15 protein-coding genes are annotated in these 15177 nt (G+C 71.7%); 10 read left to right on the plus strand and 5 right to left on the minus strand.

Annotation, left to right across the window (positions count from 1 at the left end; translation table 11 throughout):
• Positions 1–79 precede the first annotated feature (79 nt).
• A complete protein-coding gene (locus BO39_RS09805; RefSeq protein ID WP_043832551.1) occupies positions 80–2353 on the minus strand; it encodes a CDC48 family AAA ATPase in 2274 nt (757 codons plus the stop codon).
• 270 nt (positions 2354–2623) lie between these two features.
• Here BO39_RS09805 and BO39_RS09810 point away from each other — a divergent pair, with 270 nt between their 5' ends.
• The gene (locus BO39_RS09810; protein WP_043832553.1) at positions 2624–2878 is read left to right on the plus strand and encodes a hypothetical protein; all 255 of its coding nucleotides are present in this window, start codon (positions 2624–2626) and stop codon (positions 2876–2878) included.
• Between the two features lie 210 nt (positions 2879–3088).
• Here BO39_RS09810 and BO39_RS09820 read toward each other — a convergent pair whose 3' ends face one another.
• Positions 3089–3832 (minus strand): lytic transglycosylase domain-containing protein, encoded by a 744-nt coding sequence (locus tag BO39_RS09820; protein WP_052401879.1) that lies wholly within the window; start codon positions 3830–3832, stop codon positions 3089–3091.
• 160 nt (positions 3833–3992) lie between these two features.
• Between BO39_RS09820 and BO39_RS09825 the strand changes: the two genes are divergently transcribed.
• Both BO39_RS09825 and rho read left to right on the plus strand, forming a co-directional pair.
• Positions 3993–4565 (plus strand): NUDIX domain-containing protein, encoded by a 573-nt coding sequence (locus BO39_RS09825; RefSeq protein ID WP_043832841.1) that lies wholly within the window; start codon positions 3993–3995, stop codon positions 4563–4565.
• 224 nt (positions 4566–4789) lie between these two features.
• Entirely contained in the window at positions 4790–6064 is a 1275-nt protein-coding gene (rho, locus tag BO39_RS09830) for a transcription termination factor Rho (protein WP_043832557.1), read from the plus strand.
• A 346-nt stretch (positions 6065–6410) separates the two neighbouring features.
• Here rho and BO39_RS09835 read toward each other — a convergent pair whose 3' ends face one another.
• Positions 6411–6677, minus strand: a complete 267-nt coding sequence (locus BO39_RS09835) for a hypothetical protein (protein WP_043832563.1) — start codon at positions 6675–6677, stop codon at positions 6411–6413.
• A 123-nt stretch (positions 6678–6800) separates the two neighbouring features.
• On the opposite strand from BO39_RS09835, the gene BO39_RS09840 reads away from it, so the two are divergent.
• A complete protein-coding gene (locus BO39_RS09840; protein WP_043832570.1) occupies positions 6801–7535 on the plus strand; it encodes a GNAT family N-acetyltransferase in 735 nt (244 codons plus the stop codon).
• Between the two features lie 58 nt (positions 7536–7593).
• On the opposite strand, the gene BO39_RS09845 is transcribed toward BO39_RS09840, so the two are convergent.
• Together BO39_RS09845 and BO39_RS09850 are read right to left on the minus strand one after the other, a co-directional pair.
• A complete protein-coding gene (locus BO39_RS09845; RefSeq protein ID WP_043832572.1) occupies positions 7594–8568 on the minus strand; it encodes a quinone oxidoreductase family protein in 975 nt (324 codons plus the stop codon).
• Complete coding sequence (locus tag BO39_RS09850; protein WP_084697997.1) at positions 8565–9107, minus strand: methylated-DNA--[protein]-cysteine S-methyltransferase; 543 nt, start codon at positions 9105–9107, stop codon at positions 8565–8567. The genes BO39_RS09845 and BO39_RS09850 overlap by 4 nt, the downstream gene beginning before the upstream one ends.
• Before the next feature lie 154 nt (positions 9108–9261).
• Here BO39_RS09850 and BO39_RS09855 point away from each other — a divergent pair, with 154 nt between their 5' ends.
• Genes BO39_RS09855 through BO39_RS09880 form a run of 6 tightly spaced genes read left to right on the plus strand, consistent with a single transcriptional unit; the run spans position 9262 to position 15134 of the window.
• Complete coding sequence (locus tag BO39_RS09855; protein ID WP_245615068.1) at positions 9262–9648, plus strand: (2Fe-2S) ferredoxin domain-containing protein; 387 nt, start codon at positions 9262–9264, stop codon at positions 9646–9648.
• A gap of 9 nt (positions 9649–9657) precedes the next feature.
• Positions 9658–10956, plus strand: coding sequence for a tRNA uridine-5-carboxymethylaminomethyl(34) synthesis GTPase MnmE (gene mnmE / locus BO39_RS09860; protein ID WP_043832574.1), 1299 nt, complete (start codon positions 9658–9660; stop codon positions 10954–10956).
• A 45-nt stretch (positions 10957–11001) separates the two neighbouring features.
• On the plus strand, positions 11002–12870 hold the full coding sequence (mnmG, locus tag BO39_RS09865; RefSeq protein ID WP_043832577.1) for a tRNA uridine-5-carboxymethylaminomethyl(34) synthesis enzyme MnmG: 1869 nt from the start codon (positions 11002–11004) through the stop codon (positions 12868–12870).
• On the plus strand, positions 12870–13472 hold the full coding sequence (gene rsmG / locus BO39_RS09870) for a 16S rRNA (guanine(527)-N(7))-methyltransferase RsmG (protein WP_043832847.1): 603 nt from the start codon (positions 12870–12872) through the stop codon (positions 13470–13472). The genes mnmG and rsmG overlap by 1 nt, the downstream gene beginning before the upstream one ends.
• On the plus strand, positions 13459–14295 hold the full coding sequence (locus BO39_RS09875) for a ParA family protein (RefSeq protein ID WP_052401880.1): 837 nt from the start codon (positions 13459–13461) through the stop codon (positions 14293–14295). The genes rsmG and BO39_RS09875 overlap by 14 nt, the downstream gene beginning before the upstream one ends.
• The gene (locus tag BO39_RS09880; protein ID WP_043832580.1) at positions 14292–15134 is read left to right on the plus strand and encodes a ParB/RepB/Spo0J family partition protein; all 843 of its coding nucleotides are present in this window, start codon (positions 14292–14294) and stop codon (positions 15132–15134) included. The genes BO39_RS09875 and BO39_RS09880 overlap by 4 nt, the downstream gene beginning before the upstream one ends.
• The last annotated feature ends 43 nt before the right edge of the window (positions 15135–15177 follow it).

A 15177-nucleotide genomic window follows, 5' to 3' on the forward strand; every position in this document is an offset into this window, starting at 1 on the left:
AGTATTCGCAACTCGAAGAAAAAGATGAGTGGGGGTCTGGGGGAGAGAATTCATTCTCTCCCCCAGAGTCACCCGCACCTCACTCCGAGGAACCGAGCGCGAACCCGATCCGCCGCCGTTCCGTCGGCCCTTGCTGCTTCAGCTTGTTCCGCAGTTCCTCGTATTCCCGCTCCATCTCCGGCGTAACGGAAGCGCGCCCTTCGGCGAGGGCCTTCTCGAACTCCGCCTGCCCGATCACCTGCGTCTCGAGATTCTGCCGAAGTGCCATCAGCCCCGCGCGGCGCACGATGTCGCCGAGGTCCGCGCCGGTATGCCCTTCGGTGCGGCGGGCGATCTCCTCCAGCTTCACGTCCTCCGCCAACGGCATCCCTTTCGTCTGGATGCGCAGGATGTTCAGCCGCCCCGCCTCGTCCGGCACCGGCACGTAGACGAGTTCGTCGAAGCGCCCCGGGCGAAGCAGCGCGGGATCGAGGAGGTTCGGGCGGTTTGTGGCGCCGATGACGACGACGCTCTGCAGTTCCTCCAGCCCGTCCATCTCGGCGAGGATGGTATTCACCACCCGCTCCGTCACCGCGGGTTCGCCGAGGCCGCCGCCGCCGCGCGCGGGCACGAGGCTGTCGATCTCGTCGATGAAGATGACGGTGGGCGCCACCTGCCGCGCGCGGGCGAAGAGGCGGCTCACCTGCTGCTCGGATTCGCCGTACCACTTGGAGAGAAGGTCGGAGGACTTTGTCGCGATGAAGTTCGCGTTCGCCTCCCGCGCCACCGCCTTCGCCATCAGCGTCTTGCCCGTGCCCGGCGGGCCGAACAGGAGAAAACCCTTGGCGGGGCGGATGCCGAGGCGGCGGAAGGCCTCGGGATGCTTCAGCGGCAGCTCGATGCCCTCGCGAAGCTGCTCGCGCGCCGACTGCACGCCACCGATATCCTCCCAGGTGACGTTGGGCACCTGGATCATGATCTCGCGCAGCGCGGAGGGTTGGATGCGCTTCAGCGCGTTCTCGAAGTCGCCGCGGCAGACCTGCATCGCGTCCAGCACCTCGGCCGGGATGCCCTCGCGCAGGTTGACCTTGGGCAGCACGCGGCGGACGGAATCCATCGCCGCCTCCCGCGCCAGCGCCGAGAGATCGGCGCCGACGAAGCCGTAGGTCGTGCGCGCCAGCGCGTCGAGGTCCACGTCATCGGCCAGCGGCATGCCGCGCGTGTGGATCGCCAGCACCTGGCGGCGGCCATCCTGGTCCGGCACGCCGATGATGATCTCGCGGTCGAAGCGCCCGGGGCGGCGCAGCGCCTCGTCGAGCGCGTCCACGCGGTTGGTCGCGGCGATAACGACCACGTTCTGCCGCGGCTCCAGCCCGTCGAGCAGCGTCAGCAGCTGCGCCACCACGCGCCGCTCCACCTCGCCGCGCGCGTCCTCGCGCTTGGGCGCGATGCTGTCGATCTCGTCGATGAAGATGATCGAGGGCGCGCGCTTGCCGGCCTCCTGGAAGATGTCGCGCAGGCGCTGCTCGCTCTCGCCGTAATGGCTGCCCATGATCTCGGGCCCGGCGATGCTGAAGAACGACGCCTCGGATTCGTTCGCGACCGCCTTCGCCAGCAGCGTCTTCCCCGTGCCCGGCGGGCCGTGAAGGATCACGCCCTTCGGCGGATCGATCCCGAGGCGCTGGAACAGCTCCGGGTGGCGCAGCGGCAGCTCCACCATCTCGCGCACCTGGTCCACGGCGTCGCCCATGCCGCCGATGTCGTCATAGGTGACGTCGGCGCGCCGCGTCTCCTTCGGCTCCACATATTCGGGCAGCAGCTCTACCTCGGTCTCGGGCCCGACGCGCACGATGCCCTTCGGCGTGGTGCCGACGACGAGAAGCCGGATCTCCTGCAGCGCATAGGCCTGCTGCTGCATGAAGCCGCGCAGCGGCTCCTCCCGCCCGCCGCCCGGCCGCTGGTAGACGGAGGTGGAAACCACGTCCCCGGCCATCAGAGCCCGCCCCATGAAGGTGCGCCGCAGCGCCTCGCCCGAACCGGAGAGGCGAAGGTTCTTCTGCGCGGGCGCCAGCGTCACGCGCGTGGCCGTGCGTGCCCCGGCCTGGCGGATCTCGATCCGCTCCCCGGCCGTCACGCCCGCATTCGCGCGCTGCAACCCGTCGAGGCGGATGATCTCGAGGTCCTCGTCCTCCGGGGAGGGTGGCAGGGCGAGCGCCGCCGTGTGGCGCTGCCCGATGATCTCCAGCGCGTCGCCCTGCTGCACGCCGAGCGTCTGCATCACCTTGCGGCTCACCCGCGCGACGCCCTTGCCGACATCCTCCGGCCGCGCATTCGCGACCTGCACCTGCGTGCCCTTGCTGTCTGCCTCGCTCATCCCGCCCTCGCTTCACAGGTTGTGACCATGATGCCCCCCGTGAAGGCGAGCGCGGTTTGAACGCGCGCGGGGACGCTTCGAAGGCATGGCGGAATCGGCGGGCAGCCCCGAACTTCCCTGATGCCATCATAGGTTATCGAAAACGCCCGACCCCCGCGCCGGTCCGCCTCATGGTGGCCGAAACCGGGCGAACACCGTCATGCGCCCGCCGGAATGGGGGTCATGATGGGGGATGAAAGGCCGGGGTGGTCCCGGCTCAGAGGTCCCGCGATGAAGCGCACAATCCTCGGCCTGATGGTCGCCCTCGGCACCCTCTCCTCCATCCCAGGGGCGATGGCGCAGGGATACGGCTACGGCTACGGCGGCTACGCCGAGGCCCGGCCGGACTGGGGATGGCAGCGCCATGAGGAATGGCGCCAGCGCCGTGAGTTCTGGCGCCACCGGCGCGAGATGGACGAGCGCCGCGCCTACGAGGCCGGCCGGCGTGATGCCTGGGCGCGGCAGAACGGCTGGGGATATCGTTAGCCTCGCCAGAGAGGGCTCTGCCCTCTCCGGCACCTCACCCGCCAAGGGCCTGAGGCCCCTGGACCCCCATCTGACGCCCTTCCTGAAGGTGCAGTCGCCTCGGGTCATCGACCCGAGGCGCACCAACCGCCGATCCGCCCAAACAGATAGAAAAAGATGAGAGGGGGTCCGGGGGAGAGAATTCTTTCTCTCCCCCGGGGCCACAAGCGCCTACCGGAACACCCCCGTCGGCGCCCCCGGCATCACCAGCCCCCCGCCGTCATAGGCACGCAGCGAGGGATCGTCCGCCATCCCCGAGGTATAGAGGGCGGCCGTGCTGAAGGGCCCGTTCGCCGCTACCTCCGTGCCCAGCGCCGGCGTGACGCTCGCGACGTAGTTGATGGTCTCGTCCGGCAGGATCTTCGCGCCGGCCAGGTAGGCCGCCACCCGGTCCGGCCCCGCGTTGTAGGCGGCCGCGAAGCCCGGCGCGCCGAAGCGGTCGTACATCTCCCGGATATAGGCCGCGCCCGCCAGGATGTTGTCGCGCGGCTCGTAGGGATCGGGCCCGAGGGCGTAGCGCGCCCGCAGGATGTCGTAGGTCCGCGGCATGACCTGCATCAGCCCCATGGCCCCCACGGGCGAGGTGATGGGCATCCCGTTGCCGTCATAGGGCCGCCCGCCGCTCTCCTGGCGCATGATGGCGCGCAGCCAGCGCTCCGGCACGCCGAAGCGGGCGGAGGCCTCGCTCAGATGCGGCCCCCAGGGGTCCTCCGGCGGGCCCGGCACGGCATAGCGGGTGGCCGCCACCGCCCGGTAGGCCACGGCCTCCGCGCGAGAGGCATTGAGGTCGTAGCCATAGTCCCCATTGCCGTCATAGCCGCGCCGCCCATCCCAGGCGGTGCCTCCCGGCGCGGCGCAGGCGGCCAGCGCGGCGGCGAGAAGGAGGGAGAGAAGGGCAGGGGTGCGTCTTGGCATGGGCAGGGACCGGCAGAGCCCTCATCCTGCCAGAACGGCGCCCGCCGGGCAGCGCGATTCCGCACGCCGCCCGCGGAAGGAGCCGCGCCGTGGCCCAACGCCAACAGCACCGCCGCGTTCCCCTCCGCATCGCCCCAGGGTGGGCGGGGAGAAGATGACCATGAGCGAGGAAGAAGCACAGGGGGTCCGCATCCTGGCGCGCGAGACCCTTTCGAAGGGCCATTACCGGCTGGAGAAGGTCACCTACACCCAGGGCGGCGAGCGGCAGGAGCGGGAGGTCTACCATAACCGCACCGGCGCCGCCGTGCTGCCGCTGGATCCCACCCGCGGCACGGTCCTGCTCGTCCGCCAGCTCCGCATCCCCGCCCTCGTGAACGGCGACGGGCCGATGCTGGTCGAGGCCTGCGCCGGCGTGGTGGAGGAGGGCGACGACCCCGCCGCGACCGCCGAGCGCGAGGCCGGGGAGGAACTCGGCTGCCGCCTCCGCGCCCTGCGCCGCGTCTTCACGCTCTATCCCAGCCCCGGCGCCTGCGCCGAGCGCCTGCACCTCTTCACCGCCGAGTACCGCCCGGAGGACCGCACCGGCGGGGGCGGCGGCCTGGCGGAGGAGGGCGAGCGGATCGAGGTGCTGGAACTCCCCCTCGCCGAGGCCTGGGCCATGGCGGAGGCCGGCGGCATCATCGACGCGAAGACCATCCTCCTGCTGCAACATCTCCGGCTGGGCGCTGCTTGAACTCGCGCCCAATTTTTCCCATCTACGGCTTGACGCGCGGCTGCGCAGCCCCTTAGGGTTCTGGCCGGTGCAAGCGCCAGGGGCCCGTGGGCTCCGCCGGCCGCGCCACCGCCCCGTGCATCGCCATCGGAATCCCGCCGCCCGGCGGAGGGCCCGGTCCATCCGGCCTCTATCCAGGTTCCGCGCACCCTCTCCCCCTCGGCCCCGCCGATCGAGACCACTGAATGCACCTTTCCGAACTGAAGGCCAAAAGCCCTGGCGACCTGCTCGCCTTCGCGGAGGAGGTCGGCGTCGAGAACGCCTCCTCGCTCCGCAAGCAGGACATGATGTTCGCCATCCTGAAAACGCTGGCGGAGAACGACCAGGCGATCCACGGGGACGGCACGCTCGAAATCCTGTCGGACGGCTTCGGTTACCTGCGGAACCCGCAGTCGAACTTCCTGCCGGGGCCGGACGACATCTATGTCTCCCCCGCCCAGGTCCGCCGCTTCGCGCTGCGCACCGGCGACACGGTGGAGGGCCAGATCAGGGCGCCGAAGGACGGCGAGCGCTACTTCGCCCTCCTCAAGGTCAACACGGTGAACTTCGAGCCGCCCGAGGCGGTCCGCCACCGCGTGAACTTCGACAATCTCACGCCGCTCTACCCCACCCGCCGCCTGCGGATGGAGAACGCCGAGGTCGAGAGCGTCGGCAAGGGCCCGACGAAGGACAACACCCACCGGGTGATCGATCTCATCGCGCCGATCGGCATGGGCCAGCGCGCCCTGATCGTCGCGCCGCCGCGCACCGGCAAGACGGTGATGCTGCAGAACATCGCCAAGTCCATCTCCGCCAACCACCCCGACGTCTTCCTCATCGTGCTGCTCATCGACGAGCGGCCTGAGGAAGTCACGGACATGGCCCGCACCGTCCGCGGCGAGGTCGTCGCCTCCACCTTCGACGAGCCCGCGACGCGCCACGTGCAGGTCACGGAAATGGTGCTCGAGAAGGCCAAGCGCCTGGTGGAGCACAAGCGCGACGTGGTCGTGCTGCTGGACTCCATCACCCGCCTCGGCCGCGCCTACAACTCGGTCGTGCCCTCCTCGGGCAAGGTGCTGACGGGCGGCGTGGACGCCAACGCCCTGCAGCGCCCGAAGCGCTTCTTCGGCGCCGCCCGCAACATCGAGGAAGGCGGCAGCCTCACCATCATCGCGACCGCGCTGATCGACACCGGCAGCCGCATGGACGAGGTGATCTTCGAGGAGTTCAAGGGCACTGGTAACTCCGAGATCATTCTCGACCGCAAGCTCTCGGACAAGCGCGTCTTCCCCGCCATCGACATCACCAAGTCCGGCACCCGCAAGGAGGAGGTCCTGGTGGACCGCGCCGAGCTGTCGAAGATGTGGGTGCTGCGCCGCATCCTGAACCCGATGGGCACGCAGGACGCGATGGAGTTCCTGCTGGACAAGCTGAAGTACAGCAAGACCAACCAGGACTTCTTCGACGCGATGAACACCTGAGGCGACGGGGTGGGATCAGTCCCGCCTCGCGGCCTTGGAGAGGGCAGAGCCCTCTCCGCGCGTCCGAGGCAGTGCCTCGGACCCCGCCAAGCCTGAGGCTCCTGGACCTGCATCTGGCTGTCGCGGAACCTTCCTGAACACGCAGTCGCCTCGGGTCATCGACCCGAGGCGCACCGGCCGCCGAACAATCCAAACAGATAGAAAAAAATGAGTGGGGGTCCGGGGGAGAGAATTCTTTCTCTCCCCCGGAGGCCACCAGCGCCAAGCTCAACAGCAAAGGGGCCTGTCCCGGTCATCCCGGAACAGGCCCCTTCTTCATATCAGCCCTCCGAGGAGGGGGCGCCTATCAGCCGCCCGAGCCGCCCTGCTGCGAGGGGGCCTGGATGCCCTGCGTGCCCGTCTGCGGGCTCGGGGGCCCACCGGCCGGTCCCGGCGCCATCGGCGAGGCAGCGGCGCCGGGCACGCCAGCGCCCTGGTCCACGGTCACGCCGCCGGGCGCGCGGGCCGTCGGGGCGGTGGAGACGGAGGGCTGCGGCGCCGGCGACTGCGCGAAGGCGGCGGGCGCGGCGATCAGGCCGGCGGCGAGAGCGAGGGCAAGGCTGGTCTTCTTCATCTTTTTCTCCAGTTCGGTTGCGGTCTGCGAGGGAGCAACGCGCCCTTCCGACCCCGGTTTCCCGCCACGCCTCCATCGGCCAGGATTGTTCCTGGCGACTGGCCGGGCGGCACAGGAGGCGGAATGGCGGAAACGATGGCGGATATCGCGGCGCTGGAACGGGCGGCGCTGAACGCGGTGCCGGCGCCGCGCGTCACGTGGGAGGGCGGCTTCGTCGTCCGCGCGTTCCTCGGCGGCACCGGACGCGCGAACGCCGCCTGCTCGCTCGACCCGCGGGAGGATCCGGGCCTGGAGGCACGGGTCGCGCGGATCGAGGTGCATTACGCACGCCTTGGCCTGCCCTGCCGCTTCCGTTCCACCCCCCTGGATCCGCCCGGCCTCGCTCCCCTGCTGCTGGACCGCGGCTACGACGAGGCGGAGGGCGCGGTGGTCATGCAGGCCGCGCTCCCCCCGGCGGAGGACCCAGCCGCGCGCTGGCTCGCCGGCCCCGAGCCCGAATGGCTGTCGGTCCTCGCCACCGTCGAGTACCAGGGTGCCGCCCGACAGGCGGAGAAGGAGGGCGCCGTGCCCCTGCTCGCCCGCCCCGCCACCTGGCTCATCCTGCGGGAGGGCGGTTCGGCCGCCGCCTGCGGCCACGCGGTGGCGGACGGCGAGCTCTGCGGCCTCGCCGTGCGGCCGGAACGCCGACGGCAAGGTTGGGGCCGCCGCTTGCTCGGCGCCCTCGCTGGCTGGGGCGCTGGGCAGGGGGCCACCACCTGCTGGCTCCAGGTCGCGCCCGGCAACACCGCCGCGCGCCGCATCTACGCCGCGGCCGGCTTCGAGGAGGCCTACCGCTACCGCTACTTCGTCAGGGCGTAGGCGGCGTCAGAACAGGAAATTTTCCGGCCTTCGTGGAACGGCGAACTGGCCGGAAAACTTACGGCAAAAGAATGGTGCTGCCGGTGGTCTTGCGCGCCTCAAGTGCGATATGCGCCTCGGCCGCGTCGCGCAGCGCGTATTTCTGCCGCACCTCGATCTTCACCTTGCCGCTGCTCACGACATCGAACAGGTCCGCCGCCATGGCCAGCAGGTCCGCCCGCTTGGCCGTGTGCGTCGCCAGCGTCGGGCGCGTGACGAAGAGACTCCCCTTCGCCGCGAGGATGCCGAGATCCACCCCGGTCACCGGCCCGGAAGCATTGCCGTAGGAGACGAGCAGCCCGAAGGGCGCGAGGCAGTCGAGCGAGGCCTCGAAGGTGTCGCGCCCGACGCTGTCATAGACCACCGGCAGCCGCGCCCCGCGCGTGATCTCGCTTACCCGCGCCGGCAGGTCCTCGCCCTGCAGGATCACGTGGTCGCAGCCATGCGCCCGCGCCAGCTCCGCCTTCGCCTCCGTGCCGACGGTGCCGATCACGGTGGCGCCGAGCGCCTTCGCCCATTGAACGAGGATCAGCCCCACGCCGCCCGCTGCCGCGTGCACAAGGATCGTCTCCCCCGCCTGCACCTTGTAGGTCCGCCGCAGCAGGTACTGCGCCGTCAGCCCCTGCAGCATCATCGCCCCGGCCGTCTCGAAGGGGATGCTGTCGGGCAACTTCACGAGCACGTCCGCGCGGATCGTGCGCGCCTCGGCATAGGCGCCGATCGGGCCCATGGCATAGGCCACGCGGTCGCCCGGCTTCAGGTCCTCCACGCCCTCGCCCACGGTCTCCACGGTGCCAGCCGCCTCCATCCCGATCACCGCGGGCATGGAGGGCGCCTTGTAGAGCCCCGTGCGGAAGTACACGTCGATGAAGTTCAGCCCTACCGCGGCGTGGCGGATGAGCACCTCGCCCGGCTTGGGCGCGGGGAGGGGCACCTCCTCCCAGACGAGCTTCTCCGGCCCACCGGGCTCGTGCAGGCGGATCGCGTGGTTCATCGGCGGGGTTCCTGGGGCGCTCGGTCTCGGCGCTCTTCTTGCGGGATGGAGAGGGCGTCGTCCAGCAGGTCCGCGCCCGCCGGCCGGGGAGCGCGGGTGCGGCGCTCGAGCGCGAGAAGCCAGCGCTTCGTCGCCAGCCCGTCCCCGCCCGAATAGCCGCCGATCGACCCGCCCGCGCCGATCACCCGGTGGCACGGAATGATGATCGGCAGCGGGTTGGCCCCGTTCGCCCCGCCCACCGCGCGGGACGCCGTGCCCAGCTCCCGCGCCAGTTCCGCATAGGACCGTGTCTCTCCGTGCGGGATGGCGAGGAGTGCCGCCCAGACCCTCTGCCGGAAGGGGCTGCCCATGGGGTTCAGCGGCAGATCGAAGCCGGTCCGCAGCCCGTCCATGTAGTCCTGCAGCTGGTCGGCCGCGCGCCGCAGCAGCGGCGTCTCCTCCTGGTCCCGTCCTCGTCCCCAGTCGAGGGCGACGAGCGCACCGTCCTCCTCCGAGAGGGTTAGAGGACCGAGGGGGGTGTGAAGGGAGATCTGGGGCATGGCGGGCCTGGCCCCATTCCTCGGTCCGGACGGGCCACCCGTCAAGCGTTCTGCACCGCCCGACGGAAACCGCGCGCCGACACCTCGCACCCGGCACGCGCGCCCTCTACATCATGGCGAAGCGCTCTCCTCCTGCCGCACGAGAAAACCTGCCTTGCCTGACGACCTGCCCGGCTCCGTTTCACGTGAAACGGCGCAGGACCCCCCGCCCTGGTTCCGCATCCATCTCTTCGCCTGCACCAACCGCCGGCCCGAGGGGCACCGCCGCGGCTCCTGCGCCGCCCGCGGGGGCGAGGGCCTGCGCGACTACATGAAGGCCCGCGCGAAGGAAATGGGCCTGCCCGGCATCCGCGTGAACAGCGCCGGTTGCCTGGACCGCTGCGAGTTCGGCCCCGTCATCGTCATCTACCCAGAGGGCGTCTGGTACCGCGCCGAGACGCGGGACGACGTCGACGAGATCCTCACCACCCATGTCCGCGACGGCGGCCGCGTCTCCCGCCTGATGCTCACCGAAAAGGACGTCCCGTCCCCCAAGGGCTGACGCTCCACCGTGGACACCATCTTCGCCCTCGCCACCGCGCCAGGCCGCGCGGCCATCGCCGTGCTGCGCCTCTCCGGCCCCGCCACGTCGGCCATCCTCTCCGCCCTCTGCCGGCGTCCGCCCACTCCCCGCCGCGCCTCCCTCCGCCGCCTCCGCGACGCGGCCGGCGCGGTGCTGGACGAAGCCCTCGTTCTCCACTTCCCCGGCCCTGCCTCCTACACCGGCGAGGATTCGGCCGAGCTTCACCTCCACGGTTCCCCCGCCGTGGTGGAGACCGTCGGCGCAGCCCTGGTCGCCCTCGGCGCCCGCCCCGCCGAGCCCGGCGAGTTCACCCGCCGCGCCGTCCTCAACGGCCGCATGGACCTCACCGCCGCCGAGGGCGTCATCGACCTCGTGGAGGCCGAAACCGCCGCCCAGGCCGCCCAGGCCTTGCGGCTGGCCGGGGGTGGCCTGCACACCCTTGCCGAGGACTGGGCCGCCCGCCTCACGACTCTCCTCGCCCGCCAGGAGGCCCTCATCGAGTTCGAGGACGAGGATCTCCCCGCCCCCCTCGAATCCGCCCTCTCCCCCGACCTCACCCGCCTCGCCGCCGAACTCGCCACCCGCCTTGCCGAGGACGCCGGTGCCGAGCGCGTCCGTACCGGCCTCGACATCGCCATCCTCGGCGCCCCCAACGCCGGCAAGTCCTCCCTCCTGAACGCCCTCACCGGCCGGGAGGCCGCCATTGTCTCCGCCCGCGCCGGCACCACCCGCGACATCGTGGAGGCCCGCCTCGTCCTCGCCGGCCTCCCCGCCACCCTCGCCGATACCGCCGGCCTGCGAGAGGCCGGCGACGAGATCGAGGCCGAGGGCGTCCGCCGCGCCCTTCACCGCGGCGAGGGCGCCGACATCGTCCTCGCCGTCCTCCCCTGCGACGCCCCGCCCGACGAGCCCACCCTTGCTCTGCTCTCCCGCCGCCCCTGCCTTCTCGTCGCGTCGAAGACCGATCTCGGCCCCCCGCCGCTGCCGGATGCCATCCCCGTCTCCGCCCATACCGGCGCCGGGCTCCACACCCTCCGCGCCCGCTTGGAGGCGGAGGCCGCCGCCCTCGCCCCCCGCTCCGCCGCCGCCCTCCTCACCCGCCCGCGCCACCGCGCGATCCTCACCGACACCCTTCGCTGGCTTCGCGAGGCCGAGGCAGCCCCACTCCCGGAACTCCGCGCCGACGCCCTGCGCGAAGCCCTCCGCGCTCTCGGCCGCCTCACCGGCAAGGTCGGTGCCGAGGATATCCTCGACCGCCTTTTCGCCGAGTTCTGCATCGGCAAGTAGCCGCGCCGACTACCCGCGCGCCTCCCGCGGCGGTATAGGCGCCCCATGGTTCCCCTCTTCGACGTCGTGGTGGTGGGCGGCGGCCATGCCGGCGCGGAGGCCGCCGCCGCCGCCGCCCGCTGCGGCGCCCGCACCCTGCTCATCACCCACCGCCTGGACGCGCTGGGCGAGATGTCCTGCAACCCCGCCATTGGCGGCGTGGGCAAGGGTCACCTGGTGCGCGAGGTGGACGCGCTGGACGGCCTCATGGCCCGCGCCGCCGACGCGGCCGGCATCCACTTCAAGCTCCTCAACCGCAGCAAGGGCCCCGCCGTCCGCGGCCCCCGCGCCCAGGCCGACCGCCGCCTCTACCGCGCCGCCATCCGCGCCCTCCTGGAGGCCACCCCCAACCTGACCCTTCGCGAGGCCGCGGTCGAAGCCCTGGAGCGCGCCCCCGACGGCGCCATCGCCGCGGTCCTCACCGCCGATGGCACGCGCATCCCCTGCGGCGCCGTCGTCGTCACCGCCGGCACCTTCCTGCACGGCGAAATCCATCTCGGCCCCGAGCGCCACCCCGCCGGCCGCCACGGCGACCCCGCCTCCATCGGCCTCGCCCAATCCCTCGCCGCCCTCGGTCTCCCCGTCCGGCGCCTGAAGACTGGCACGCCCCCGCGCCTGGACGGCCGCACCATCGATTGGGCCGCCCTCGAGCCCCAGCCCGGCGACGACCCCGCCGAACCCCTCTCCTGGATGACGGAGCGCATCACCGGACCGCAGCTCGCCTGCGCCATCACCGCCACCACGCCCGCCACCCACGCCATCATCCGCGCCAACCTCGGCCGCGCCCCGATCCACAGCGGCCAGATCAGGGGTCCCGGCCCGCGCTACTGCCCCTCCATCGAGGACAAGGTCGTCCGCTTCGCCGAGCGCGAGCGCCACCAGATCTTCCTCGAGCCCGAGGGCCTCGACGATCCCACCGTCTACCCCAACGGCATCTCCACCAGCCTCCCTCGCGACGTGCAGGAGGCGGTGATCGCCAGCATCCCCGGCCTCGAGCGCGCCCGCATCCTCCGCCACGGCTACGCTATCGAGTACGACCACCTCGACCCCCGCGCCCTCCGCCCGTGCCTGGAGGTCCGCAGCGTCCCCCGCCTCTTCCTCGCCGGCCAGGTGAACGGCACCACCGGCTACGAGGAAGCCGCGGCCCAGGGCCTGCTCGCCGGCATCAACGCCGCCCACCGCGCCGCCGGCGGCGAGGAGCCCCGCATCCTGCTCCGCACCGAGGCCTATGCCGGCGTGCTGGTGGACGACCTCACCACCCAGGGCGTCACCGAGCCCTATCGCATGCTCACCGCCCGCGCCGAGCACCGCCTGCGCCTGCGCGCCGACAACGCCACCCTTCGTCTGACCGAGACCGGTATCGCCTGGGGCTGCGTCGGCCCCGAGCGCGCCAGCCGCCATCGCGCCTTCGCTGCCGCTGTCACCGAAGCCCTCGCCCGTGCCCGGTCCGAGATCACCACCCCGGCTGCCCTCGCCGCCGCCGGCCTCGCCGTGAACCAGGACGGCATCCCCCGCTCCCTGCTCGACGTCCTCAGTCTTCCGGCCGCCGCCAGCCCCGCCCTCGAAACCGCCTTCCCCTGGCTCCACGACCTCGCCCCCGGCGTCCGCGCCCAGCTCGAAGCCGAAGCCCTTTACGCTCCCTACCTCTCCCGCCAGGCCGCCGAGTTCGCCGCCCTTGAGCGCGAGGAACGCCTCCCTATCCCTGACGCCATCGACTTCGCCGCCATCGCCGGCCTGTCCACCGAGATGCGCCAGCGCCTCGATGCCGCGCGTCCAGCCACCCTCGGCTCCGCCGGTCGCGTCCCCGGGGTCACCCCCGCTGCCCTCGTCGCCCTTGCTGGCCATCTCCGCCGTAGCGGAGCCCCCGCCCGGTGATCACCCCGCCCATCGCTGTTTCACGTGAAACGGGGGAACGGCTCGAAGCCTTCCTCGCCCTCTTTCTCCGTTGGAACGCCCGCATCAACCTTGTCGCCGAGCGCGATCCCGAAACCCTGCGCCAGCGCCACATCGCGGACTCCCTCCAACTCCTCCCCTTGCTGCCCGAGGGCACCGAGCCCGCCGCCGACCTCGGAACCGGTGGCGGCTTCCCCGGGCTGATCCTCGCCCTCGCTGACACCGCCCGCCCTTGGCACCTCATCGAATCCGACAAGCGCAAGGCGGCCTTCCTCCTCACCGCCTCCGCCGAACTCGGCCTCACCCACGTCACCGTCCACAACGAGCGCATCGAGAACACCGTCCTCCCGCCCCTTGCCCTCCTCACCGCCCGCGCCCTCGCCCCGCTCACCCTCCTCCTTGTCCATGCCGCCCGCCTTCTCTCCTCGAACGGCGTTGTCCTCTTTCCCAAGGGCCGCAACGCCGAAGCCGAGTTGACCGCCGCTCAGGCGGACTGGACAATGGAGGTCGCGCGCTTCGGGAGCCGCACCGAGCCGGGTGCCACCATCCTCCGCATCACAGGAATTCACCGTGCCGGGCCCTGACCGCCCCCTCGCGCCCCGCGCCAAAACCTCTGGTCCGCGCCGCATCGCGCTCGCCAACCAGAAGGGCGGCGTCGGCAAGACCACCACGGCCATCAACATGGCCACCGCCCTATCCACCACGAAGCGCGTGCTGCTGCTCGACCTCGACCCGCAGGGCAACGCCTCCACCGGCCTCGGCGTGCCCCGCAATGAGCGCGGGGAGGGATCCTACGCCCTTCTCGTCGGCGACCGCTCGCTCGGCGAGCTTATCCGCCCGAGCAAGATCCCGGGCCTCGACCTCCTCCCCGCCGACAACGATCTCGCCGGCGCCGAGATCGAGATGGTCGGCATGGAGGACCGCGAGCGCCGCCTCGCCCAGGCGCTGGACCGCGACCCCGCGACCCTCTCCCGCTACGACTACGTCCTGATGGACTGCCCGCCCTCGCTTGGCCTGCTCACGCTGAACGCCCTCGTCGCCGCCCAGTCCGTGCTCGTGCCGCTGCAGACCGAGTTCTTCGCGCTCGAGGGCATCTCCCAGATGACCCGCACGGTGGACCGGGTGAAGCGCCTCAACCCCGGCCTCAGCCTGGACGGCATCGTCCTGACCATGTTCGATCGCCGCAACAACCTCTCCGAGCTCGTCGCTCGCGACGTGCGCAGCTTCTTCAAGGACCGGGTGTACGACACCGTGATCCCCCGCAACATCCGCGTCTCCGAGGCGCCCTCGCACGGCCTGCCCGTGCTGCTCTACGACGTCCGCTCCGCCGGCGCCCAGGCCTACATCCAGCTCGCCGCCGAACTCCTCCGCCGCGATCGCGCCCGCTCAAAGGAGCGCGCCGCATGAGCCGCAAGCCCGTCCGCCTCGGCATGGGCCTCTCCGCCCTTCTCGGAGACGACCCCGCCCCCAGCACCGCCGCCGCCCCGCAGACCCTGCCGATCGAATCCCTCGAACCTGGCCCCTTCCAGCCGCGCGGCCCCATGGACCCCGAGGCCCTGGCTGAACTCACCGCCTCCATCCAGGAGCACGGCGTCCTCCAGCCTATCCTCGTCCGCCCCAAGCCGAACGCCCCCGGCACCTACCAGATCATCGGCGGCGAGCGCCGCTGGCGCGCCGCCCAGGGCGCCCGCCTGCACGAGGTCCCCGTCGTCGTCCGCGACATGGACGATCGCGCCGCCATGGCCGCCGGCCTCGTCGAGAACCTCCAGCGCGAGGACCTGAACGCCCTTGAGGAAGCCGAGGGCTACCGCCGCCTGACGGAGGAATTCGGCCTCAAGCCCGAGGCCCTCGGCAATGCCGTCGGCAAGAGCCGCAGCCACGTCGCCAACACCATGCGCCTCCTGGCCCTCCCGAACGGCGTCCGCTCCATGCTTGGCCGCGGCAGCCTCACCGCCGGCCACGCCCGTGCCCTCCTCACGGCGCCGGACCCCCTCCGCCTTGCCGAGCTCGTCGTCACCCGCGGCCTGAACGTCCGCCAGACGGAAGCCCTCGCCGCCGCCGCCGACCGCCCCCGCAGCGCCGCCCGCCACCAGGATCCTGAGACCCGCGCCCTTGAACGCGAGCTCACCGAACGCCTCGGCCTGCGCGTCTCCATCGAGCACCGCGGCAAGGCCGGACGCGTCACCGTCGCCTACCGCGACCTCGACCAGCTCGACGGATTGGTGCGCCTACTCCACGGCCGGTAGCTGGAGAGGGCTCCGCCCTCTCCAGACATCCGAGGCAGTGCCT

The sequence above is a fragment of the Roseomonas aerilata DSM 19363 genome (assembly GCF_000711725.1).
In the GTDB taxonomy this organism is placed as follows: domain Bacteria; phylum Pseudomonadota; class Alphaproteobacteria; order Acetobacterales; family Acetobacteraceae; genus Roseomonas; species Roseomonas aerilata.